Origin of the sequence: Microbacterium sp. LWH10-1.2 (assembly GCF_038397765.1) — a bacterium.
In the GTDB taxonomy this organism is placed as follows: Bacteria; Actinomycetota; Actinomycetes; order Actinomycetales; family Microbacteriaceae; genus Microbacterium; species Microbacterium natoriense.
On record NZ_CP151638.1, the window covers coordinates 3,116,295 to 3,137,389 of the forward strand.

General features: G+C 69.3%; 17 protein-coding genes. 8 read left to right on the plus strand and 9 right to left on the minus strand.

The genetic code is table 11. From position 1 onward, the window contains the following. Window positions 1–14: 14 nt before the first annotated feature. Window positions 15–1,040: an alcohol dehydrogenase catalytic domain-containing protein gene (locus tag MRBLWH10_RS14690; RefSeq protein ID WP_341940476.1), complete on the minus strand. Its 1,026-nt coding sequence runs from the start codon at window positions 1,038–1,040 to the stop codon at window positions 15–17. Next, entirely contained in the window at window positions 1,028–2,284 is a 1,257-nt protein-coding gene (locus MRBLWH10_RS14695; protein WP_341940477.1) for a multidrug effflux MFS transporter, read from the minus strand. The genes MRBLWH10_RS14690 and MRBLWH10_RS14695 overlap by 13 nt, the downstream gene beginning before the upstream one ends. Before the next feature lie 103 nt (window positions 2,285–2,387). On the opposite strand from MRBLWH10_RS14695, the gene MRBLWH10_RS14700 reads away from it, so the two are divergent. The 5 genes from MRBLWH10_RS14700 to MRBLWH10_RS14720 are packed head-to-tail and all read left to right on the plus strand — an operon-like array spanning window position 2,388 to window position 7,448. Beyond that, on the plus strand, window positions 2,388–3,275 hold the full coding sequence (locus tag MRBLWH10_RS14700; protein WP_341940478.1) for a helix-turn-helix transcriptional regulator: 888 nt from the start codon (window positions 2,388–2,390) through the stop codon (window positions 3,273–3,275). Between the two features lie 33 nt (window positions 3,276–3,308). Next, on the plus strand, window positions 3,309–5,069 hold the full coding sequence (locus MRBLWH10_RS14705) for an ABC transporter ATP-binding protein (RefSeq protein WP_341940479.1): 1,761 nt from the start codon (window positions 3,309–3,311) through the stop codon (window positions 5,067–5,069). Continuing rightward, complete coding sequence (locus MRBLWH10_RS14710; protein WP_341940480.1) at window positions 5,066–5,878, plus strand: energy-coupling factor transporter transmembrane component T; 813 nt, start codon at window positions 5,066–5,068, stop codon at window positions 5,876–5,878. Before MRBLWH10_RS14705 ends, MRBLWH10_RS14710 begins: the two co-directional genes overlap by 4 nt. An 11-nt stretch (window positions 5,879–5,889) precedes the next feature. Beyond that, a complete protein-coding gene (locus MRBLWH10_RS14715; protein WP_341940481.1) occupies window positions 5,890–6,765 on the plus strand; it encodes a siderophore-interacting protein in 876 nt (291 codons plus the stop codon). Continuing rightward, complete coding sequence (locus MRBLWH10_RS14720; protein WP_341940482.1) at window positions 6,762–7,448, plus strand: ECF transporter S component; 687 nt, start codon at window positions 6,762–6,764, stop codon at window positions 7,446–7,448. The genes MRBLWH10_RS14715 and MRBLWH10_RS14720 overlap by 4 nt, the downstream gene beginning before the upstream one ends. A gap of 196 nt (window positions 7,449–7,644) precedes the next feature. Here MRBLWH10_RS14720 and MRBLWH10_RS14725 read toward each other — a convergent pair whose 3' ends face one another. The 4 genes from MRBLWH10_RS14725 to MRBLWH10_RS14740 all read right to left on the minus strand — a co-directional run bounded on the left by MRBLWH10_RS14725 (window position 7,645) and on the right by MRBLWH10_RS14740 (window position 10,690). Further along, a complete protein-coding gene (locus MRBLWH10_RS14725; protein WP_341940483.1) occupies window positions 7,645–8,016 on the minus strand; it encodes a type II toxin-antitoxin system PemK/MazF family toxin in 372 nt (123 codons plus the stop codon). Further along, window positions 8,013–8,231 carry a ribbon-helix-helix domain-containing protein gene (locus MRBLWH10_RS14730; RefSeq protein WP_105673794.1) on the minus strand — a complete coding sequence of 73 codons (219 nt, stop codon included), beginning with the start codon at window positions 8,229–8,231 and terminating at the stop codon, window positions 8,013–8,015. Before MRBLWH10_RS14730 ends, MRBLWH10_RS14725 begins: the two co-directional genes overlap by 4 nt. 224 nt (window positions 8,232–8,455) lie before the next feature. Next, complete coding sequence (locus tag MRBLWH10_RS14735) at window positions 8,456–9,619, minus strand: acyl-CoA dehydrogenase family protein (RefSeq protein ID WP_341940484.1); 1,164 nt, start codon at window positions 9,617–9,619, stop codon at window positions 8,456–8,458. 141 nt (window positions 9,620–9,760) lie between these two features. Next, a complete protein-coding gene (locus MRBLWH10_RS14740) occupies window positions 9,761–10,690 on the minus strand; it encodes a M15 family metallopeptidase (protein ID WP_105676730.1) in 930 nt (309 codons plus the stop codon). Window positions 10,691–10,772: 82 nt separating this feature from the next. Between MRBLWH10_RS14740 and MRBLWH10_RS14745 the strand changes: the two genes are divergently transcribed. Continuing rightward, window positions 10,773–12,854 carry an intein-containing Rv2578c family radical SAM protein gene (locus MRBLWH10_RS14745; protein WP_341940485.1) on the plus strand — a complete coding sequence of 694 codons (2,082 nt, stop codon included), beginning with the start codon at window positions 10,773–10,775 and terminating at the stop codon, window positions 12,852–12,854. Window positions 12,855–12,904: 50 nt separating this feature from the next. Then, window positions 12,905–13,444 carry a YaeQ family protein gene (locus MRBLWH10_RS14750; protein ID WP_223587221.1) on the plus strand — a complete coding sequence of 180 codons (540 nt, stop codon included), beginning with the start codon at window positions 12,905–12,907 and terminating at the stop codon, window positions 13,442–13,444. A 279-nt stretch (window positions 13,445–13,723) separates the two neighbouring features. Here MRBLWH10_RS14750 and MRBLWH10_RS14755 read toward each other — a convergent pair whose 3' ends face one another. Together MRBLWH10_RS14755 and MRBLWH10_RS14760 are read right to left on the minus strand one after the other, a co-directional pair. Continuing rightward, entirely contained in the window at window positions 13,724–15,961 is a 2,238-nt protein-coding gene (locus tag MRBLWH10_RS14755) for a DEAD/DEAH box helicase (RefSeq protein ID WP_341940486.1), read from the minus strand. A gap of 258 nt (window positions 15,962–16,219) precedes the next feature. After that, on the minus strand, window positions 16,220–16,759 hold the full coding sequence (locus tag MRBLWH10_RS14760; RefSeq protein WP_341940487.1) for an MOSC domain-containing protein: 540 nt from the start codon (window positions 16,757–16,759) through the stop codon (window positions 16,220–16,222). 69 nt (window positions 16,760–16,828) lie between these two features. Here MRBLWH10_RS14760 and MRBLWH10_RS14765 point away from each other — a divergent pair, with 69 nt between their 5' ends. Further along, window positions 16,829–17,728 (plus strand): aldose 1-epimerase family protein, encoded by a 900-nt coding sequence (locus tag MRBLWH10_RS14765; RefSeq protein WP_341940488.1) that lies wholly within the window; start codon window positions 16,829–16,831, stop codon window positions 17,726–17,728. Window positions 17,729–17,854: 126 nt separating this feature from the next. Here MRBLWH10_RS14765 and MRBLWH10_RS14770 read toward each other — a convergent pair whose 3' ends face one another. Then, window positions 17,855–21,094 (minus strand): efflux RND transporter permease subunit, encoded by a 3,240-nt coding sequence (locus MRBLWH10_RS14770; protein WP_341940489.1) that lies wholly within the window; start codon window positions 21,092–21,094, stop codon window positions 17,855–17,857. Between the last annotated feature and the right edge of the window lies 1 nt (window position 21,095).

The window sequence follows — 21,095 nt, forward strand, 5'->3', positions numbered from 1 at the left end:
CCGGTCGAGCGGCCTCATTCGGTCGTGAGCAGCACCTTCGTCGCACGACGCTCATCCATCGCCCGATATCCCTCCGCGGCTTCGTCGAGGGACAGCGTCAGATCGAAAACCGCACCAGGATCGATCTCGCGATCCCAGATCAGTCGGATCAACTCGGGCAGGAAGCGCCGCACCGGCGCGGGCCCGCCGTGCAGATGCACGCTTGAGAAGAACAGCTCGAGCCCATCGATCGAGACGCCATGCGAGACCCCGACGAACCCGACGTGGCCTCCAGCCCGCGTCACGCGGATCGCCTGGTCCATCGACTCCTGTGTGCCGACAGCCTCGATCGTCGAGTGCGCACCGAGCCCGTCGGTGAGCTCCTTGATCCGAGCGACACCTGCTTCTCCGCGCTCCTCGACGATGTCGGTGGCGCCGAAGCGCCGGGCAAGCGCCTGCCGGTCGGCGTGCCGCGAAATCACGATGATCCTCTCGGCGCCGAGCCGGGCAGCGGCGAGGGCGCCGAGAAGTCCGACTGCACCGTCGCCCACCACGGCGACGGTCGTGCCCGGACCGGCCTCGGCGGCGACGGCCGCGAACCAGCCGGTGCCGAGCACGTCGGAGGCCGCGAGCAACGACGGCACCAGATCTGCCGGCGGCTCGCCCGGGATGACGACGAGCGTGCCGTCGGCGAGAGGAATGCGCGCGTACTGCGCCTGGGTGCCGACCGAGCCCATCATCACCTGGTGCACGCAGCGGGATTGATACCCTGCTCGGCAGATCTCACAGGTGTTGTCCGAGGCGACGAACGAGCCGACGACGTGATCACCCGGCGCCACGAGCGAAACCGCGTCGCCGACGCTCTCGACGACACCGATGTACTCGTGCCCCATCCGCTGCGGGCCGTGCAGTTGTTCGATGCCGCGATAGGGCCACAGATCCGAACCACAGATGCAGGTGGCGGTGACGCGGATGATCGCGTCGGTCGGCTCGACGATGACGGGCATCTCGAGTTCTTCGGTGCGCACGTCGCCGGGGGCGTGCATGACTACTCCGCGCATGACGGATCCTTTCGATGGATGGTGATGAAGGTCTCCGACTCGACTCGACGCGGGATCTGTGCGGGCCGGATGAGAAGGACGAAGGCGAGGGCGGAGAGCACGACGGATACCACCGTCACGAGGCCGAGTGGAAGGATGCTGGCCGCCCCGGCGATGCCCACGAACGGAGCGGCGACGCCGCCGAAGCCGAAGCGCACCATCCCGAGCAGCGATGAGGCGGTGCCGGCGATGTCCGGGTACTCGACGAGAGCGATCGTCGTGGCGGGTGGCGAGGTGACGGCGACGCCGCCCGCGAGCAGGAACAGCGACACGAGCACGACCCCCAGCGGCATCCGCGTGAGGCCTGCCGCCAGCAGTCCGAGCGCGCCGACCGCGGTGACGGCGATGCCTGCGATCAGCGTGCCTCGCAGCGAACGCTCTGAGGTCCGGCCTGCGACGAATCCGAGCACCATGAATCCGGCCGAGTTCGCGCCGAAGGCGAGCGCATAGTCGAGAGGCGAGAGTCCATACACGTCTTGCAGCACGAACGTCGCGCCGGAGAGATACGCGAACAGCGCTGCGTAGAGGAAGCCCTGATTGAGGATCGCGCCGAGGAACACGCGGTCGCTGAGCAGCACTCGGAAGTCGTGCAGGGTGCGACCGAGGCCGCCGGTGGTGCGGGAGTCGGACGGCAGGGTCTCCTCGAATGCGAGGAGCGTGATCACGAGGATCGCGGCGCCGATCATCGCAAGGAAGATGAACAGACCACGCCAGTCGGTGACGCTGTTCAGTAGTCCGCCGAGCAGAGGACCGACGATCGCCGCGAAACCGCCGACCACGGTCAGCCGCCCGTAGAAACGGATCAGCGCCCCTCCCGTGTAGACGTCGCGTCCCGCCGCCTGGGCGATCACGATGCCGACACCTCCCGTGAGACCCTGGACGAGGCGCGCTGCGATCAGCAGTTCGATCGAGGGGCTGGCGGCGCACAGCAGCGAGGTCCCGATGTAGGCGATGATCCCGATGAGGAGGATGCCCCGACGGCCGTACCTGTCGGAGAGCGGACCGGCGATCAGCTGTCCTGCGGCGAGGCCGATGAGGCAGGCCGTGACCGTGAGCTGCGCGACCGAGGTCGCCGCTGAGAGCTCCTGCGTCAGTGCGGGCAGCGCGGGAAGGTAGAGGTCCATCGAGATCGGACCGAACACCGTCAGCAGGAGCAGCAGAGTCGGCAGGATCCGGTGCGCGAGCGATCGGGTCGAGGCGGTCATGCTCTTCAGCATCCGCGTGCGCGTGGACTCGTGGGAGTCCCTGTGAAGGGGTGTACCGCCAGGGCGTCCCTCGAACAGCGCGGGGCGGTCTAGCCTGCTGTGCATGGACAATCGAGCCGAGGTGCGGGAGTTCCTCATGTCTCGCCGAGCCCGAGTGACCCCGGAGGCGGCCGGGCTCAGCTCCGGTGGCAACCGTCGCGTCGACGGGCTCCGCCGCAGCGAGGTCGCCGCGATCGCGGGAGTGAGCGTGGAGTACTACGCGAAGCTCGAACGCGGCGCCGTCGCCGGCGCCTCGGCATCCGTTCTCGACGCCGTCTCGCGCGCATTGCAGCTCGATGAGGCCGAGCGCTCTCACCTGTTCGATCTGGCCCGCGCCGCTGACGGGATTCCCACGAGCGGACGGTCTCGAGGCCGTGCGGCGAAGCCCTCCGTTCCACGGCAGAGCCTGCATTGGGCTCTGAATGCGATCGTCGATGCGGTCGCATTCGTGCGCGATCCGCAGCAGAACATCCTCGCCGTGAACGATCTCGGTCGCGCTTTCTACTCTCCCGTGATCGGCGAGAGCGGTCGGACGCCGAACCTCGCACGCTTCCAGTTCCTCGATCCCGCAGCGCACGACTTCTACCCCGACTGGGACATCATGGCCGGCATGTGTGTCGGAGTGATGCGCGCCGAGGCCGGGCGCGACCCGCACAACAAGGCCATGCAGGACCTGGTGGGCGAGCTGTCGACGCACAGCGAGACGTTCCGCCGGCTGTGGGCAGCGCACGACGTGCGCACGCACGGAACAGGAACGAAGAGGTTCCGACATCCGCTGGTGGGCGAACTCGTGCTCGCCTACGAGGAGCTCGCGCTGACGGCGGAGCCGGGGAACGTGCTGCTCATCTACACTGCGGAGCCAGGGTCGCCCTCTGCCGAGCGCCTTCGTGTACTCGCGTCATGGGAAGCCACAGAGTCGCGTGGCGAAATAGGTAAGGCTCAGCTAAGTTAGTAGGGTCCGATCCGCTGACCCGAGGCCGTGCTAGTGCGCCCATCCGCGCCCCTTCTGCGCGTGCGTGACCTCTCGATCACCCACGCGGATGCCGCGCACCCCTCCCCGGGCGACGTCTCGTTCGACATCGCGGCCGGAGAGGTCGTGCTGCTGCTGGGACCGTCGGGCTCGGGCAAGTCGACGCTCACCCTGGCGCTCAACGGGCTCATCCCCCATGCCGTCCCCGCGACCATGACCGGCACAGTGACCGCGGGCGACCTCGACACCGCCGAGACGACGACCGCGTCGCTGAGCACCCGGGTCGCGATGGTGTTCCAGGATCCGGATGCCCAGATCGTCACGGGCACCGTCTACGACGAGGTCGCCTTCGGGCCGGAGAACCTGCTGCTGCCGCTCGCCGAGGTGGAGCGGCGCACCGAAGACGCGCTTCGACGCGTCGGCCTGTGGGACCGGAAGACGGACAACCCCGATCTGCTCTCGGGCGGAGGCCGCCAGCGCCTCGCGATCGCCTGCGCGCTGGCGATGGGCTCGCCGCTGATCGTGCTCGACGAGCCGACCGCGAACCTCGACCCGCAGGGCATCGACGACGTCTACGCGGCCCTCGCCGACGTCGTCGATGCTGGCGACAGGGCGATCCTCCTCGTCGAGCACAACCTCGACGCCGCGATGGGGTTCGTGACGCGGGCGATCGTGCTCGACCGCGACGGACGCGTCGCGTTCGACGGGCCCGCCGCATCCGTGGTGCGCGAGAACGTCGATGAGCTGCTCTCGATGGGGGTGTGGCTTCCGTCGGCGACGCTGGCGGCGCTGCGGATGCGGGATGCCGGCGTCGTCCTCGAACCGCTGCCGCTGACACCCGGCGAGCTCGGGGCCGCGCTCGCCGCCGCCCCCGGGTCGTCGAACGAGGCCTCCCGGTCGTCGAGCGAGGAGCGCAGCGACGAGACGAAAAGCTTCGCGCCGCGCACGACAGGAGTCGCGACGCACAGCATGTCGTCTCGCTCCGCTCGCTCAACGGCCGAGGCGATCGAGACGACCGCGCAGGACGCGCCGCCGATCATCACGGCCAGCGGCCTGACCGTGCGGAAGGGGAAGCGGGAGATCCTGCACGGCGTCGACCTCAGCATCCCCGCCGGCAGCCTCACCGCGATCGTCGGCACGAACGGTGCGGGGAAGACGACGCTGATCCAGGCCCTCGCGGGGGTCGTCCCTCCGCCACGGCGTCGGGTGGATGTCGCGGGCGTCGACCCGGGCACCGCCTCTCCGCGCGAGCTGTCCGCCCGCATCGGATTCGTCTTCCAGAACCCCGAGCACCAGTTCATCGCACCGACGGTGTTCGACGAGCTCGCCCACGGCCTGCGGCTGCGGCGCACGCCAGACGACGAGGTCGAGAGCCTCGTCGCCGAGATGCTCGCGCGCTTCGGCCTCGAGCACAAGGCTCACGTGCATCCGTTCCTGCTGTCCGGCGGCGAGAAGAGACGCCTGTCGGTGGGCACCGCGCTCATCACCAGGCCGCGGGTGCTCGCTCTCGACGAGCCGACGTTCGGGCAGGACAGGGCACGAGCATCCGAGCTGCTCTCACTCCTCGACGACCTGCGCGCCGAGGGCACGACCATCGTCATCGTGACGCACGATCTGCAGCTGGTCGCCGAGCACGCCACTCGCACCGTCATCCTCCGTGACGGGCGCGTGCACGCCGCCGGCCCTACCGCTGAGCTCTTCGACGACGGTCGCGCCTTCTCCGAGGCGGGGCTGCGCCTCCCCGCCCTGCAGCGGATGCTGGCGGGCAGATCATGAGCGCCGCGTTCGATCCGTACGCCGAGATGACGGCGACCTCGCCGCGGCAGTTCCTGTACGGGCTGAACCCCCTCTCCAAGGTCGTGGCCGTGCTGCCCGCGATCCTCGTGCTCGTCTTCGTGCGGGACCTCGCGACACCGGCCGCGTTCCTCGCCCTCTCCTACGTCGTACTGCTCGTCGGCGCACGTCTCACTGGCCGCACCGCGGCGATCCTGTTCGCGGCCGTGCCCCTCGGCATCCTGCTCATCGGCTTCGGGTTCTCGATCTGGGTGGATGCCGGTCTCGTGAGCGACACCGCACCCCTGCTCCGCGTCGGCGACTGGACGCTCTACCAGGGCGCCCTCGCCATCGGCTTCGCCACCGGCCTGCGCCTCGGAGCGATCATCGCGCTGGCGCTGATCGGGGGGCTCACCACCACCGGTCCCGACCTGGTGCGGGCGAGCGTGCAGCAGCTGCGGGTGCCGTACCGGATCGGCTACACGGCCCTCGCGGCGTTCCGCTTCGTGCCCCGCTTCGGCCACGAGCTGTCGGTGATCCGCGCGGCGCACCGCGTGCGCGGCCATCACGGAGGGCGCGGTCCGTTCGCCAGGATCGCACGCGGCTGGGGCTACATCGTCCCCCTGCTCGCCGGCGCGATCCGGCACGCGGAGCGTGTGGCCCTGGCCATGGACTCCCGTGCCTTCGGCGCCCACCCCACGCGCACCGAGCGGCATCTGGTGCCGTTCCGCGGGCGCGACCTCGTCTTCATCGTGGTGGGGATCGCGGCCTCCGCGACGATCCTCGCCCTCTTCTTCCCCTGGAACATCTGAAAGGCGCACCGATGGCGTTCAGCAAACTGGTCAAGCCGCTCTCCTCCGACCTCCTCCACGTGACGGTGCTGCGCACCGAGCGGCTCGCACCGCACTGGGTGAGGGTCACCCTCGGCGGCGGCGAGATCGAGAGGTTCCGGCCGATGGGCTTCGACCAGTGGTTCCGTCTCTTCCTGCCGATCGGCGGCGAAGCGGGGCTCGATCGCGTGCCCGCGAAGGCGAACAAGATGTTCGGATACCTGAAGTTCCTCCGCATCCCCGATGGCGAGCGTCCGGTCATGCGCAACTACAGCGTGCGCGCGTACCGCCCCGCGACCGCCGACGCCGGGGCGGAGATCGACGTCGACTTCGTGCTGCACGGGTCAGCCGCCGAGGGCACCGCCGGCCCCGCGTCGCGGTGGGCCGAGACGTGCGAGCCCGGCGAGCACGTGCTGATCATCGACGAGGGACTCACGTTCAACCCCGAGCGCGGCACCGATCGCGTCGTGCTGGTCGGCGACGAGACGGCGCTGCCCGCGATCTCCTCGATCTGCGCCTCGCTGCCGGCCACGGCATCCGGCACCGCCCTCATCGAGGTGCCGAGCGAGGAGGACGCCCTCGACTTCCCGCACCCGGCCGGCATCGACGTCACCTGGATCGTGCGACCGCACTCCACGGCTCCCGGCACGCTCGCGCTCGCGGCGCTGCGCGAGGGCGACCTGCCCGCGGCCCCCTTCCACGCCTACGCCGCCGGCGAGCAGGCCCTCGCCTCGGGGGTCCGCAAGCACCTCGTCGGCGAGCGCGGAGTCGACAAGAACACGGTCAGCTTCTGCGGCTACTGGAAGATCGGGGCGGCATCCCCCGCATCGAAGGCTGCGCGCGAGGCCTCGGCGGAGCCGCTGGTATGAGCGCGACGGACGGCGGGGCGCACACCCCGGAGACGGATGCCGCGGCCGCCGCTGCGGCGACGGAGAGGCAGCCCTACAACGGTGCAGGATCGGGGACCGCTGCGGCCCCGACCGATCGGCCCCGCGGGGCGAAGGGCGCGCGCTACTCCACGGCCGTGCTGCTCACCTGTGCCGCACTGGGCGTCGCGGGCGGCCTGCTGCTCGCCCCCGCGAACTGGATCTCGACGATCCTCTTCCCCGGGCTGCCGTTCGTCAGCGTCGCGCTGGCGGGGCTGTGGCTCCTCCCCTCGGTGATCGCGCTGCGCCTGCTGCGCCGGCCGCTCGTCGGCATCCTGGTCGGGCTTCTCGCGGGACTCGTGATCGTGCCGTTCTCCGGATACGGATTCGCCAGCGTGCTCACGAACCTGTGGTGGGCGGCGTTCACGGAGCTGCCGTTCGTCTTCGTGATCTGGCGCTACTGGGGCACGTGGATGCACTACGTCGGCGCGATCGTCGTCGGCGTCGTCTACCCGGTGCTGGCGTGGGCATCGTTCAACCTCGGGAGCATGACCGTGGGCCTCCAGGTCACGTTCTTCGCCGTCACGCTCGCCAGCTGCGTCGGCGCGACCGCCCTCGGCATCCTGATCGCCGACCGTCTGCGCCGTGCGGGAGTCGGAGGCCGGACTCCTCAGCCGCGTCCGTAGCCGCGGCGACCGGATTCGGCCTGCACCGGAGCCATCGCGTGCCCCCCTTCTGGGGCACAGCTGCGGATCTCGAGGCCGACACGCCGCTCACCCGGCATCCTCGCCGGCGTGTCGCGTCGCCGCTCCGAAATTGTGCCCGGTCGCCGCTCCGAAGATGTGCTCGGGTGCCGCTCCGAAGCTGTGCCTGACCGCGCGGTCAGAGCGACAGGTGGAGCCGCAGCGCCTCGTCGACCGCACCCAGCAGCTCCGCCGGCACCCAGCCGACCGGCCGCATGATGCGGGCGACCGAGACCGTGCGGATCTGCTCGGCCTGCGCCTTCGAGTCGCGATCGAGTCCCGTCGCGCCGGCGGGGAGGAGCACCTGAAACGGGAACACCTTCTCGGTGCGGGAGGTCAGGGGCACGACGGTCACCGTCGCATTCGAGCTGCGGCTCGCGACGGTGTTGGCGGTGTTGTTGCTCACCACGACGGCCGGGCGAGTCTTTCGCACTTCGGACCCGACTGCCGGGTCGAACGACACGAGGACGATCTGCCCTCGACGCAGCAGAGGGATGGATGCCGCGCTCACGCCGACGCGAGTCCGTCGCTGTCGGCGAGGTCCCACTCGGGGTCGTACCCCTCGGCATAGGCCTCGGCGTAGGCATCCGCGAGGCGGCTCTCACGGAGCAGACGGACGGCATCCTGCACCGCCGCCGATCGCGACGCGTACCGTCCGCTGAGCGCCTCGAGGTCGAGGAACGCCAGATCGCTCTCGCTCAGGCTGAGACTGACCTTGCTGTTCATGACTCCATGCTACTCGGGTAGCAAGGAGTCTGCTACCGGAGTGCCCACCCCGCGACGAGCACAGCTGCGGAGCCCGCTCCCGACACGCCGCTCTACAGCATCCACCCCTCGGCGCGCCCCGCCCCCGCTCCGAAGCCGCGCCCGCCCCCGTGCACGCCCGACGGGACGATGGACATGCAGAAGGGCCCCGGATGCAACATCCGGGGCCCTTCGTGCAGCGTGCGTCAGCGCTTGCCGGCGATCTGACGTCCGACGAGGTCGCGCATGATCTCGTTCGTGCCGCCGTAGATGCGGTGCACGCGGGCGTCGGTGAACGCGCGAGCGATCGGGTACTCCATGATGTAGCCGTAGCCGCCGTGCAGCTGCACACCCATGTCGAGCACCTCCCACTCGCGCTCGGTCGCCCAGAACTTGACCTTCGCGGCGTCCTCGGCGGTGAGCTTGTTGTCCTTGTAGGCGAGCAGCGCGCGGTCGATGTACGCCCACATCGCGTCGGTCGTCGCCGACATGTCGGCGAGGCGGAAACGCGTGTTCTGGAAGTCGGCGATGCGCTCACCGAACGCCTCGCGGTCCTTCGTGTAGGCGGTGGTCCAGTCGAAGGCGGCCTGGGCGGCCGCGGCTGCGGCGACGCCGATCGAGAGGCGCTCGAGCGGCAGGTTCAGCATCAGCTGGATGAAGCCCTGACCCTCCTTGCCGCTGATCAGGTTCTCCTCGGGGACGAACACGTCGGTGAAGCTGAGCTCTGCCGTGTCCCAGCCGTGGAAGCCCATCTTGCTGAGCTTCTTGCCCTGGTCGAAGCCCTCCATGCCCTTCTCGACGAGCAGCAGGCTGAACGCGTCGGGCCGGTTGCCCTCGCCCGTCTTGACGAAGGTCACGACGACGTCGGCCGTGGTGCCCGACGAGATGAACGTCTTGGCGCCGTTGAGGATGTAGCCGCCGTCGACCTTCTTGGCGTTGGTCTTGATGCCGCGAAGGTCGGAGCCGGCGCCGGGGTCGGTCATGGCGAGCGCGCCGAGCACCTCACCGGTGGCCATGCGGGGCAGCCACTTCTCCTTCTGCTCCTGCGTGCCCATGTGCACGAGATACGGCACCGCGAGGTCGTCCTGGATGCCGAAGGCGCCGGCGAGCGAGCCGGCGCCGGCCGCGATGACCTCTTCCATGACGATCGTGCGGAAGCGGTAGTCCTGCAGCATCCCCGCGCCGCCGAACTCCTCGGGCACGGACAGGCCGATCAGGCCCGCCTCACCCGCGGCCAGCATGGTCGCGCGGTCGATCTCTCCTGCGGCATCCCACCGCTCGATGGCCTCGTTCGTCACGTGGCGCTTGACGAAATCCTTGACGAGGTCGCGGAATGCCTCGTGATCCTCTTCGTAGATGTCGCGTTCCATTGCGTCCTCCTGAGCATGTCGTGCGTCTTTGCTCCGGTGATTCTATGCCGGAAACACGGGGCACGGCAGACCATTGTGAGAATGCATCCCACAATCCGTGAGACTGGGTACCGCGATTGTCGGATGCCGCAACAGGGCGTCTCAGTGGGGGTAGTCGGGCGCGGCGGGGAGGCCGAAGAACTCCTCGAGCGTGTGGAATCCGCCCTGGTGATAGGCCGCGGCGAGCTCGACGCCGATGTAGCGCACGTGCCAGGGCTCGGGCTTGTAGCCGCTGATGCCCGTCGCACCGGCCTCGTACCGCACGATGAACCCGTACTCCCAGGAGTGCTCCGCGACCCATGCCCCCTGGGGCGTTCCGCCGAACGCGTCGATGCCGCCGCACGGCGCACACGCCACGAGATCGAGGGCGAGTCCGGTCTGGTGCTCGCTGTGCCCGGCTCGGGCGGAGGCGGCGTCGGCGCTCTGCTGCCCCTCGGCGCGCACGTGCGTGGCGTAGGTGCGCACCTGCAGGTCGTACGAGCGGTAGCCGTTGTTGGCGCCGATCTGGCCGACTCCATCAGCGGCTGCGGCCGCCGCGAGCTCCCCCACGGCCTGGGCGACGTCGGTGCGCGCCTGACCCGATCCGGTGGTGATCTGCAGCGGCGCATCGGTCAGCGACGCCGGCGCGAAGTCGATGGGGTTGAGTGGGCGCGCCTTGTTCACCACGACCCAGACATGCGCAGGGTCATCGAGGGAGATGCAGGGCGCATTGCCTGCGACGACGGCCGCACGGAACCTCTCCCCTCCGCCGAAGCCCGCGATGATCGCCGCGTCGTCGGCGGCGGCGATGGCGTCGAGAACCGCGGGGTCGGAACACGGATCAGCGGCGGGGATCGCGTCGGTCTCGACCGGCGGCACCTCCTGGACCACGCTCGGCTCGGGCATGGCCTGCGGGGCGGACGCGTCGCCCGACGGCACGGTGGCGAGGGAGAGCAGGATGCCGAGCGCCGTCACCGCCAGTCCGACGGGAAGGGCGGGCCCGTGGATCGGGGAGCGCGGCCGTGCATGCTGGGGCTGCCGCGCGGAGTACATGGCTCCATTCTCCCCCATCGCCGTTTCGAACGAATATCCCATCGTGGTTGACGCGAGTGTCGTTTCTATGTTCGAATGAATCATGCGCTGGCAGGGTCAGAAACTCGGAGAGACGGATGCTGCCGCTCTGCCGGGGCTCGAAGACCGCAGCAGCGTGCTGCGCACGGTGACCACGCCCGAGTTCGCGGGGATGACCTTCCACGAGGTGCTGTCGCGCTCGGCGCTGAACAAGGTCCCCGGATCGTCGCGGATGCCGTTCGGGTGGACGATCAACCCCTACCGCGGATGCAGTCACGCCTGCGTGTACTGCATCTCTCCCGACACGCTCATCCTGTGCGCGGATGGGCGCCAACGCCCTCTGCGTGAGCTTGAGATCGGCGATGAGATCATCGGCACCGAAGTGCAGGGCTTCTATCGCCGATATGTGCGCACGACCATCACGGCGAAATGGAGCACCCGAAAGCCGGCCTACCGCGTCACCCTCGCCGACGGCACTCGACTCGAGGCCAGCGGGGACCATCGCTTCCTCACGGATCGAGGCTGGAAGCATGTCACGGATGCCGAGACGGGGCAGCGCCCTCATCTCACCCTGAACAATCGACTGATGGGGTTCGGCATCGGTGCGGACGACCTGTCGATCGAGCATTCGGGCGAGGAGTACCGTCGCGGCTACCTCGCCGGGATGATCCGTGGGGACGGGATGATCTTCCACGGCTCCTATCCGAGCCCACGGCGGACTCGGAGGATTCACCGGTTCCGTCTCGCCCTCATCGACGACGAAGCCCTGGACAGGTCACGCGAATTCCTCCTCGATGAAGGCGTGCCGACGCGGACCCGACCCTTCGCGGTCGCGTCCGCGACCAGAAGCGCGTCGCAGGCGATTCACACGGCAGCGCAAGCACACGTCGAATCGATCGAGACCCTGATCGAGACGCCCGCACACGCAGATCGTGACTGGTATGCAGGTTTTCTCGCCGGCATCTTCGATGCAGAGGGGAGCTGCTCACGCGGTGTGCTTCGGATCTCGAACAAGAATGACGAGATCATCGCCCTCATCGAAGAAGGGCTGCGCGAGATCCGTATCCCCTACGTCGTCGAGGCTCCTCGCGCCAACGGGGTCCGTGCCGTCCATGTCATCGGCGGCCTCCCCAGCAGGCAGCGGTTCTTCGCCGCCGTCCGTCCCGCGATCACCCGGAAGATGTCCATCGAGGGCACGACGGTCAAGACCGTCGCGGATCTGCGTGTGGTCGAGATCACGCCTCTTGACGGAGAACGGGATCTGCTGGACATCACGACGGGCACCGGTGATTTCATCGCCAACGGAGTGATCAGCCACAACTGCTTCGCCCGCGGCACGCACGAGTACCTCGACCTCGACGGAGGAGCCGACTTTGACTCCCAGATCGTGGTGAAGGTCAACGTCGTCGAGGTGCTCGAGAAGGAGCTGCGGCGGGGCAGCTGGCAGCACGAGCTCGTCGCGCTCGGCACGAACACCGACCCCTATCAGCGGGCAGAAGGGCGGTACCGCCTGATGCCGGGGATCATCGAGGCGCTCGCAGCATCCGGCACTCCGATGTCGATCCTCACCAAGGGCACGCTGATCCGACGCGACATCCCGCTCCTCGTCAGAGCGGCCGAACGCGTGCACGTCGACATCCAGATGTCCATCGCGATGTACGACGACGACCTGCAGAAGGCCATCGAACCGGGTGCGCCGACGACGCAGGCCCGCCTCGACACGGTGAAGGCGCTGACGGATGCCGGATTCCGCGTGACCGTGTTCCTGATGCCGATCATGCCGCACCTGACGGACTCCGTCGACGCGCTCGACACGGCGCTGGCACGGATCAGAGCGGCGGGCGCTGCGCGCGTGATCTACGGGGCGCTGCACCTCCGGCCCGGCGTGAAGCCGTGGTTCTTCCAGTGGCTCGGCGAGTATCGGCCCGACCTGCTGTCGTCCTATCGCGGCCTGTACCCCGGCGTGTCCGCGGAGGCCCCCAAGGCCTATCGGCAGTGGCTGGCGAAACGGGTGCGCCCCCTGATCCGCATGCACGGACTCGACGGTCGACACGAAGACGACTATCCCGTCCGCGGCACGCGCCCCGGATTCGCGCCATCGGCGTCGACCGCGGCATCCGCCCCTGCGCAGCCGATGCTCTTCTGAGCGCGACCTCCTCGTCCGGCGGCGACCGCCCTGGCCAATAGGCTCGACCCATGGCAATCGGATCGACGATGCACACCTTCGAGGTGCAGCTCGCAGACATGGACCGCGGCGTCTTCGAGGAGTACGCGTTGCGCGTCGCACGGCATCCGTCGGAGACAGACGCCTACATGCTGACCCGCGTGATCGCGTACGGACTCGAGTACGCGGAGGGCATCGTGTTCGGCGGCACCGTCTCACAGTCCGATGAGCCCGCTGTTCTCGTGCGTGATCTCACCGGTGCGATCACGGTCTGGATCGAGGTGGGCGCGCCGGATGCCGAGCGCCTCCACTACGGCAGCAGGCTCGCGGAGCGCACCGTCGTCTACACGCACCGCGATCCCGCGAAGGTCATGGCCCCCTGGGCAGACAAGCGCATCCACCGCGCCGAGGACATCCGCGTCTACAGCTTCGACCCCGGGTTCATCGACTCGGCGGTGCCCCTGCTCGAACGCCGCAACATGCTGTCCCTGACGGTGACCGAGCAGACGCTGTACCTCTCGCTCAACGGCACGATGCTGACCACCGGGGTGCACGAGCACGAGCTCGCCTAGCGGACGGCATCCGCTCTCTTCGCCACTCCCTGCCCGGCGCGGCCGCCTGGCTGCGCGCTCGGGAGGAGTTCGCACGTTCGGGAGGAGTTCGCACGCTCGGGAGGAGTTCGCACGCTCGGGAGGAGCGACTCGGCGGATCTCTCCTCCCGATCGTGAGATCTCCTCCCGCACGGACGAGATGTCCGTGCGGAAGGCGCGCGCCGCGCATACGAAAGTCGAGGCACGCAGACCGAAGGCCCCGCCCCGCGGATGCGGTGACGGGGCCTTCGATGCGGAGGGTCAGGCCGTGAGGTCGGCCGCCGTCGGCACGCGGCCGGCGATCTCCTCGATCAGGTCGTCGTCCACGCGGGCGTTCTCGAACGGCGCGTCGATCTCGGCGCGCTGCAGCAGCTCGGTCATCCGACGCTGACGCTGACGCGTGATGAGCGTGACGACGCGCCCAGAGCGGCCGGCCCGACCGGTGCGGCCGGAGCGGTGCAGGTACGTCTTGTACTCATCGGGAGCATCGGCCTGGACGACCAGATCGATGTCGTCGACGTGGATGCCGCGGGCGGCGACGTCCGTCGCGACCAGCACGTTCACGCGACCGGAGGTGAGGCGTTCGAGGTTGCGCGTGCGCTTCGCCTGGTTCAGGTCGCCGTGCAGCGAGACCGCGGGGATGCCGGCGTCGTCGAACTGCTCGGCGAGCATGTCGGCGTACGCACGGGTGCGGGCGAACACGAGCGTCTTGCCGGCGCGGTCGACGAGCGACGTGAGGATGTCGGCCTTGTCGCGGTGCTCGATCACGAGCACGCGGTGCTCGATCGTGCTGGATTCCTGGTCTTCACCGGCGACCTCGTAGACGGCCGGGTCGACGAGGAACTCGTCGACGAGGGCCGCGACCTCACGGTCGAGCGTCGCCGAGAAGAGGAGCTTCTGGCTGCCGTCGGCCGTGTGACGCAGGATGCGCTGCACCGGCTCGACGAACCCGAGCTCGCACATGTGGTCGGCCTCGTCGAGCACCGCGATGCGGCAGTCCGAGAGGTCGAGCTTGCCCTGGTTGATGAGGTCCTCGATGCGACCGGGGGTGCCGATCACGATGTCGACGCCCTTCTTGAGCGCACCCACCTGGCGTCCCTGCGGCACGCCGCCGTAGATCTGCGTGGTGAAGAGACCGACGCTGCGGGCGATCGGCTGGATCGTGCGGTCGATCTGCAGCGCGAGCTCACGCGTCGGAGCGAGGATGATCGCGCGCGGCGACCGACCGAACTCACGGCGCTTACCGGCCTGAGACTGCAGCACGCGCTCGACGAGCGGGGCGCCGAAGGCGATGGTCTTGCCGGAGCCGGTGCGGCCGCGGGCGAGGACGTCACGGCCCTCGAGGACGGCCGGGATGCTGGCGGCCTGGATCGGGAACGGCGTCGCCGCGCCCATGCCGACGAGGGTCTCGACGATGTTGGAGCCGAGACCGAGGTCGCCGAAGGTCACGCCGTCGACCTCGACCGCAGCGACGGACTTCGCCTCGAGGCGCTCGTGCACGACGTCATCCGTCGGCTCGAACGCGGCCTTGGGCTTCGCGCTCCAGTCGTTGCGGCTCGGACGCTCGTCACGGCTCGGACGCTCGTCACGACGCGGACGGTCGGTGCGGTAGGCGCCGCCGGTCGAGGGGCGGCTGCGCTCGCCCGGTGCGTCGTAGGAGCGCTGCGTGCGGTCGCGGTCGAACGCGCGACGAGCGCGGTCCGCGTCGTAGGAGCGGGCCGGACGCTCGGCGGAGCTGGCGTCGTTGAAACGGGGACGCTCGGCGCCGCCGCGGTCGTCACGGCGCGGACGCTCGTCACGATCGAACCGAGGACGCTCAGCGCCACGGTCGTTGAAACGGGGACGCTCGTCACGGCCACCGGCACGGTTCGGACGCTCATCGCGATCGAAACGAGGACGCTCAGCCCCACGGTCGTTGAACCGCGGACGCTCGGACGAGCGGTCGTCACGGCGCGGACGCTCGTCACGATCGAACCGAGGACGGTCAGCCCCACGATCGTTGAAACGGGGACGCTCAGCGCCGCCACGGTCGTCACGACGCGGACGGTCGTCGAATCGGCGGCCGCCGCTCGGACGCTCGTCGCGGTAGGTGCCGGGACCGGTGGGCCGCTGGCCTGCGCGGTCGTTGAAGCGAGGGCGCTCCTCACCGCGGTGATGGGGAGCCTCGCGGCGTCCGGACTCGGCGCGGTTGCGGATGCTGCGGGCCTCGTCGCGACCGGCGCGCTCCTGCGCACCCCAGCGCTGCTTCGGGGCGCCGGACTCGGCCTCGGCAGGGCGGTAGCCGCGGTGGCCGGCGCTGCGGCTGCCCGGGCGACGGTCGTATCCGCCGGCTGCGGGTGCGCTGCGGCGGTCGCCGGCATCCGCGCGTCCGCCGCGCTCGTCACGGGCGCCGTCACGCGCTCCGGCGTGGCGGTCGTGGAAGGAGGTCTTCTTGGCGCCGTAGCGCGGCTCGAAGTTGGCGGACGGACGTCCGCCTCGGGGCTTCTTGTTCTTGGGCATGGGGTATGTCCTTCTGAGTTCTCGCACGAGAACAGCGCCGCGCACACGCGCGAGCACCAGCGCCTGAGCGCGGGTCCGGACTGTCAGCGGCCGGGGCCATTCATGTGATGGTTGATTTGCGTCGATCGACGCTCACCATCGGCCCCTGGACTCACACTTCTTGCACAAAAACGTCCGCGCCATGCGCGGGTGTCCGAAGCCGACCGAACGAGTCTACCGGTACAGGCTGAGAGAGTGCTCCGGAGAACCCGGCAGGGCTCACACGCGCGTCAGCGGGAAATGTGGCGGGGGCGGGAGCTCGACATCGATCGTGTCTCCGGCGGCCACCCGCCCGCCCCGGGAGACGATGCCCATCACCCCGGCGAGACGGATGACACGGCCCTCCTCGTCCGTACGGACCACCTGCTTGAGCAGACCGGACTGGAAGTCGTTGATCTGCTGGCACGGATTGCGCAGCCCCGTGATCGTCACGACCGCGTCGCCGAAACGCAGCCGGGTGCCGACGGGGAGCCCCAGCAGATCGATGCCTCGAGTGGTGACGTTCTCACCCAGATCCCCCGGCGCGACCGTATGGCCGTTCTCGCTCAGCGCGTCCAGCAGCTCTCCGTGGATCAGATGCACCTGCCGGACGTTCGGCTGCGACGGGTCCGCGGCCACACGCGACCGGTGCTGCACGGTCGCACCGCAGTGCGCATCGCCTTCGACTCCGAGGCCCTCGAGCAGAGTGATCGACTCTCGCGTCGACTTGCTGAATCCGTGCGCGGCGTTGGAGTGGACGGCGACGACACGAGACGGCATCCCCTCATTGTTCCACCTCGAGGTCCCCTCTCCGGAGTTCCGGTGCCACCGAGACCGTACGATTGCGGAGTGAACTCCGCACTCCCCACCGGCACGCAGGTGCAGCTCCAGCTCGCCGACGTCACCGCCCAGATCGCGCAGGTCGGCGCCTCCCTCCGCTCTCTCCGCATCGGAGGGGTCGACGCGGTCGCCCCCTATCCGCTCGACCAGCCGACGCCGTCCTGCTCCGGAGTGGTGCTGACCCCCTGGCCCAACCGCGTGCGCGACGGCCTCTGGAACGACGGCGACGTCTCCCGTCAGCTCGCGATCACCGAGCCCAAGCTCGGCAACGCGAGTCACGGGCTGCTCCGGTTCACCTCCTACGTGATCGAGCAGACGGATGCCGCCAGCGCCACCCTCCGCGCGACGATCGTGCCGCAGACCGGGTACCCGTACCTCATCGACACCGCTGTCGCCTATGCGCTGCAGGCCGACGGCATCCGGGTCACGCACACGCTGACGAACCGCTCGTCCGAGGCGGCGCCCGTCGCACTCGGCACCCACCCGTTCGTCACGATCGGCGACGTCGACCCGCACGACCTGGTGCTGAGGATCCCCGCGTCCACCGCCTTCGACACCGATGACAGGATGCTGCCCACCGGCACCCGCCCCGCCGATCCGGCCCTGAGCGACGGGGTCCGCCTGGGCGATGTCGCCCTCGACACCGGCTTCACAGACCTCGCGCGCGATGCAGACGGGCTCGTCCGCCACTCGCTCACCGCACCGGACGGACGCCGCGTCACGCTCTGGCAGGGCGCGGGCTTCGACTACGTGCAGGTCTACACGACGCCGGGCTACCCCGGTCAGTCGCTCGCCGTCGCGATCGAGCCGATGACCGCACCCGCCGATGCGCTCAACAGCGGTCTCGGCATCCGCCGACTCGCGCCAGGCGAGACCTGGACGCTCGAGTGGGGCATCACGCTCGGCTGAGTCTCCGTCGGCGTGCGCGGGAGCACCCGTTCACAACTCCTCACAGAACGTGCGAGAGGGGCCCGGATCCTCAGGATCCGGGCCCCTCGCGTCATTTCATGAGGAGTTGTGAACGCGACGCGGAGGTCACTCCCCGCGTTCGCGCAGCTCCCGCCGCGTCAGCTGCGGTGCGTGCGGCAGCCCGTCGGAGGTCGCGGTCGCGGTCGCTCCAGCGGATGCCGCGTCGGACTCCCCGCCGATGCCGGCCGTCGCGGGCGTCCCGCCGACTCCGGCCGTCACCAGCTCCCGGTCGTCGCCGGCCGCGCCGGCATCCGGGCCCGACTTGCGCGCCCGGCGGCGCTCCTTCGCACCCTCGACGAGGTTGTACAGCGTCGGGAGCACGATGAGCGTCAGCACGGTCGACGAGACGAGTCCGCCGATCACGACGATCGCGAGCGGCTGCGAGATGAAGCCGCCGTGCCCGGTGATGCCGAGCGCCATCGGGATCAGCGCGAAGATCGTCGCCAGCGCCGTCATGAGGATCGGGCGCAGACGCTTCTCGCCACCGGCCATCACCGCCTCCGCGGTCGACAGCCCCTTCTCCCGATACTGGTTGACCAGGTCGATGAGCACGATCGCGTTCGTCACCACGATGCCGATGAGCATCAGCACGCCGATCAGGGAGGCCACGCCGAGCGGCACCCCGGTGATGATCTGCAGCAGGATCGCACCGGTCGCCGCGAACGGCACCGACACGAGCAGCAGCAGCGGCTGACGCAGCGACTTGAACGTCGCCACCATCACCACGTACACGATGAGGATGGCCGCGAGCATCGCGAGGCCCAGCTGCGAGAACGAGTCGGCCTGCTGCGTCGCGACGCCGCCGACCTCTGCCGCTGCGCCGTCGGGCAGCTCAACCGCGGCGAGCGCGGCCGAGACCGAGGCGGTCGCGACGGCGAGGTTATCGGATGCCGGGGGCACCGTCACGGTGGCGGTGCGCTTGCCCTTCTCGGTCGTGATCGAGGTGGGGCCGTTGCGCTCCTCGACGGTCGCGATGTCCTGCAGCTGCACGATGCCGGCCGGGGTCGGGATCGCGAGCTCCTTCAGGGCCAGCGCCGTCGTGGGCGGCTCGGGCGCCGCGATGTACACGGTCAGCGCGGTGTCGTCGATCTCGACGGATCCGGCCTGCTGCGGACGCATGGTGTTCGACACGATGGTGCCGACGGCGACCTCGGAGAGACCGCGTTCGGCCGCTGCCTGACGGTCGACGACCACGGCGAGGTACGGCAGAGCGGCGGCGAGGTTGTCGGTCACCTGTCCGACGCCGTCGCGTCCCTTGATCTCGTCGACGACCGCGGCGGTCGCCTTCTCGAGGTCGGCGGAGTTCGACGCGGTGACGGAGACCTCGATGTCACTCGACCCGAGACCGGCGGATGCCGCGACGGCGACGTCTCCGACGTCCTTCAGACCGTCGATCGACTTCTGCACCTCGGCGCGCAGCTTCTCCTGATCGGCGTCGCTGTCGGTGAGCACCGAGAACGTCACTCCGGCGCCGCCGGAGAACGCATCGCGCAGCGCCGATCCGCTGGAGCCGATCGAGGCCTGCACGTGGGTGATGCCGTCGATGTCGAGGAGGGCCTTCTCGACCTTCATCGCCGCGTCCGACTTCGTCTCGAGGCTCGCGGTCGGGCCGAGATCCTGTGTGACCGTCATCGTGTTCTGGCCGGAGTCGCTGAGGAAGTTGACCTTCATCAGCGGGGCCGCGGCGAGCGTGGCGCCGAGGACGACCACCGCGATGATCACGGTGATGCCGGAGTGCTTGAGCGTCCAGCCGAGGATCGGCCGGTACGCGCGCTGCAGTCGCGTCGGAGGAGCGTCCGGGTGCTCGGGGTCGATCTGCACGCCCTGCTCGTCGAGCAGCGGCTTGCCCGGTCGGAGGAACCAGTAGGCCAGAACGGGCACGATCGTGAGGGCGACGAGCAGCGATGCGACCATCGCGATCGTCACCGTCATGGCGAAGGGTCGGAACAGCTCGCCGACCATGTCGCCCACGAAGACGATCGGCAGGAACACCGCGACGGTCGTGATGGTGGATGCCGTGACGGCCGCGGCGACCTCGCGCACGGCGAGACGGATCGCGTCGCCCTTGTCGGCGTCTCCGACGTAGTGGCGCTTGATGTTCTCGATGACGACGATCGAGTCGTCGACCACGCGCCCGATCGCGATGGTGAGCGCGCCGAGGGTGAGGATGTTGAGCGAGTAGCCGAACGCCTGCAGCCCGATGAACGTGATCAGCACGCTGGTCGGGATCGAGATCGCGGTGACGAGCGTCGACCGGATCGACAGCAGGAACACGAGGATGATGATCACGGCCATGACGAGGCCGAGGAGTCCCTCGGTCGCGAGGGTGTCGATCGACTGCACGATGAACGGCGCCTGATCGAACACGATCGTGAACTTCGCGTCGGGGAACGCCTCCTTGATGTCGTCGAGGGCGGCGATCACGCCGTGCGAGACCTCGACGGTGTTGGCGGCGGGCAGCTTGGTGATCGAGATGGAGAGTGCGTCCTTGCCGTCCACGCGCGAGATCGAGGAGACGGGGTCGTTCTCCTGCACGACGGTGGCGACCTCGCCGATGGTCGTGTCGGTGCCCACGAGCGGGAGTGCGGCGATCTCGTCGACGGACGTGATCTTCGCACCGGTCTGCACGGTGAGGGTCTGGCCGTTCTCGGTGATGTCGCCACCGGGGAAGAGCGTGCCGTTCTGCTGCAGGGCGGAGCTGATCGCCTGGGAGCTCTCGCCCGCGGCGGCGAGCTTGAGGAGGTCGGGGGTGATCGTGATCCGCTGTCCGACGCCGCCGACGATCTGCGCGGCGTTGACGCCCTTGACGTCTTCGAGCTTCGGGATCGCGACGCTCTGCAGCTCGGCCTGGGCGTTGTCGGCATCCGCGAATCCGGTCACGGCGACCTGGATCACCGGGAAGTCGTCGATCGACACCGACAGCACCTGCGGGGTGACGTCGTCGGGCAGCGTGGAGGAGATGCGGTTGATCGCCTGCTGGATCTTCTGCTCCGCGGTCGCCAGGTTCGTGCCGTAGGTGAACGTCGCCTGCACGATCGAGGCGTTCGTCGTGCTGGTCGCGGTCGTGCCCTCGAGCCCCGGGACTCCCTGGATGGCCGACTCGATCGGAGTGGACACGTCGTTCTCGACCACCTCGGGCGATGCGCCGGGGTAGGTCGTCATGACCATGAGGTTGGGGAGCTCGAGAGAGGGGATGAGCTCCTGTTTGAGGTTCGTCAGCGCGAGGCCGCCGAACACCGCGGCGACGATCGTGATCAGCGCGATGAGCGCGCGGTTCTTCAGGCTCAGGACGGCGAGTTTCGACAAG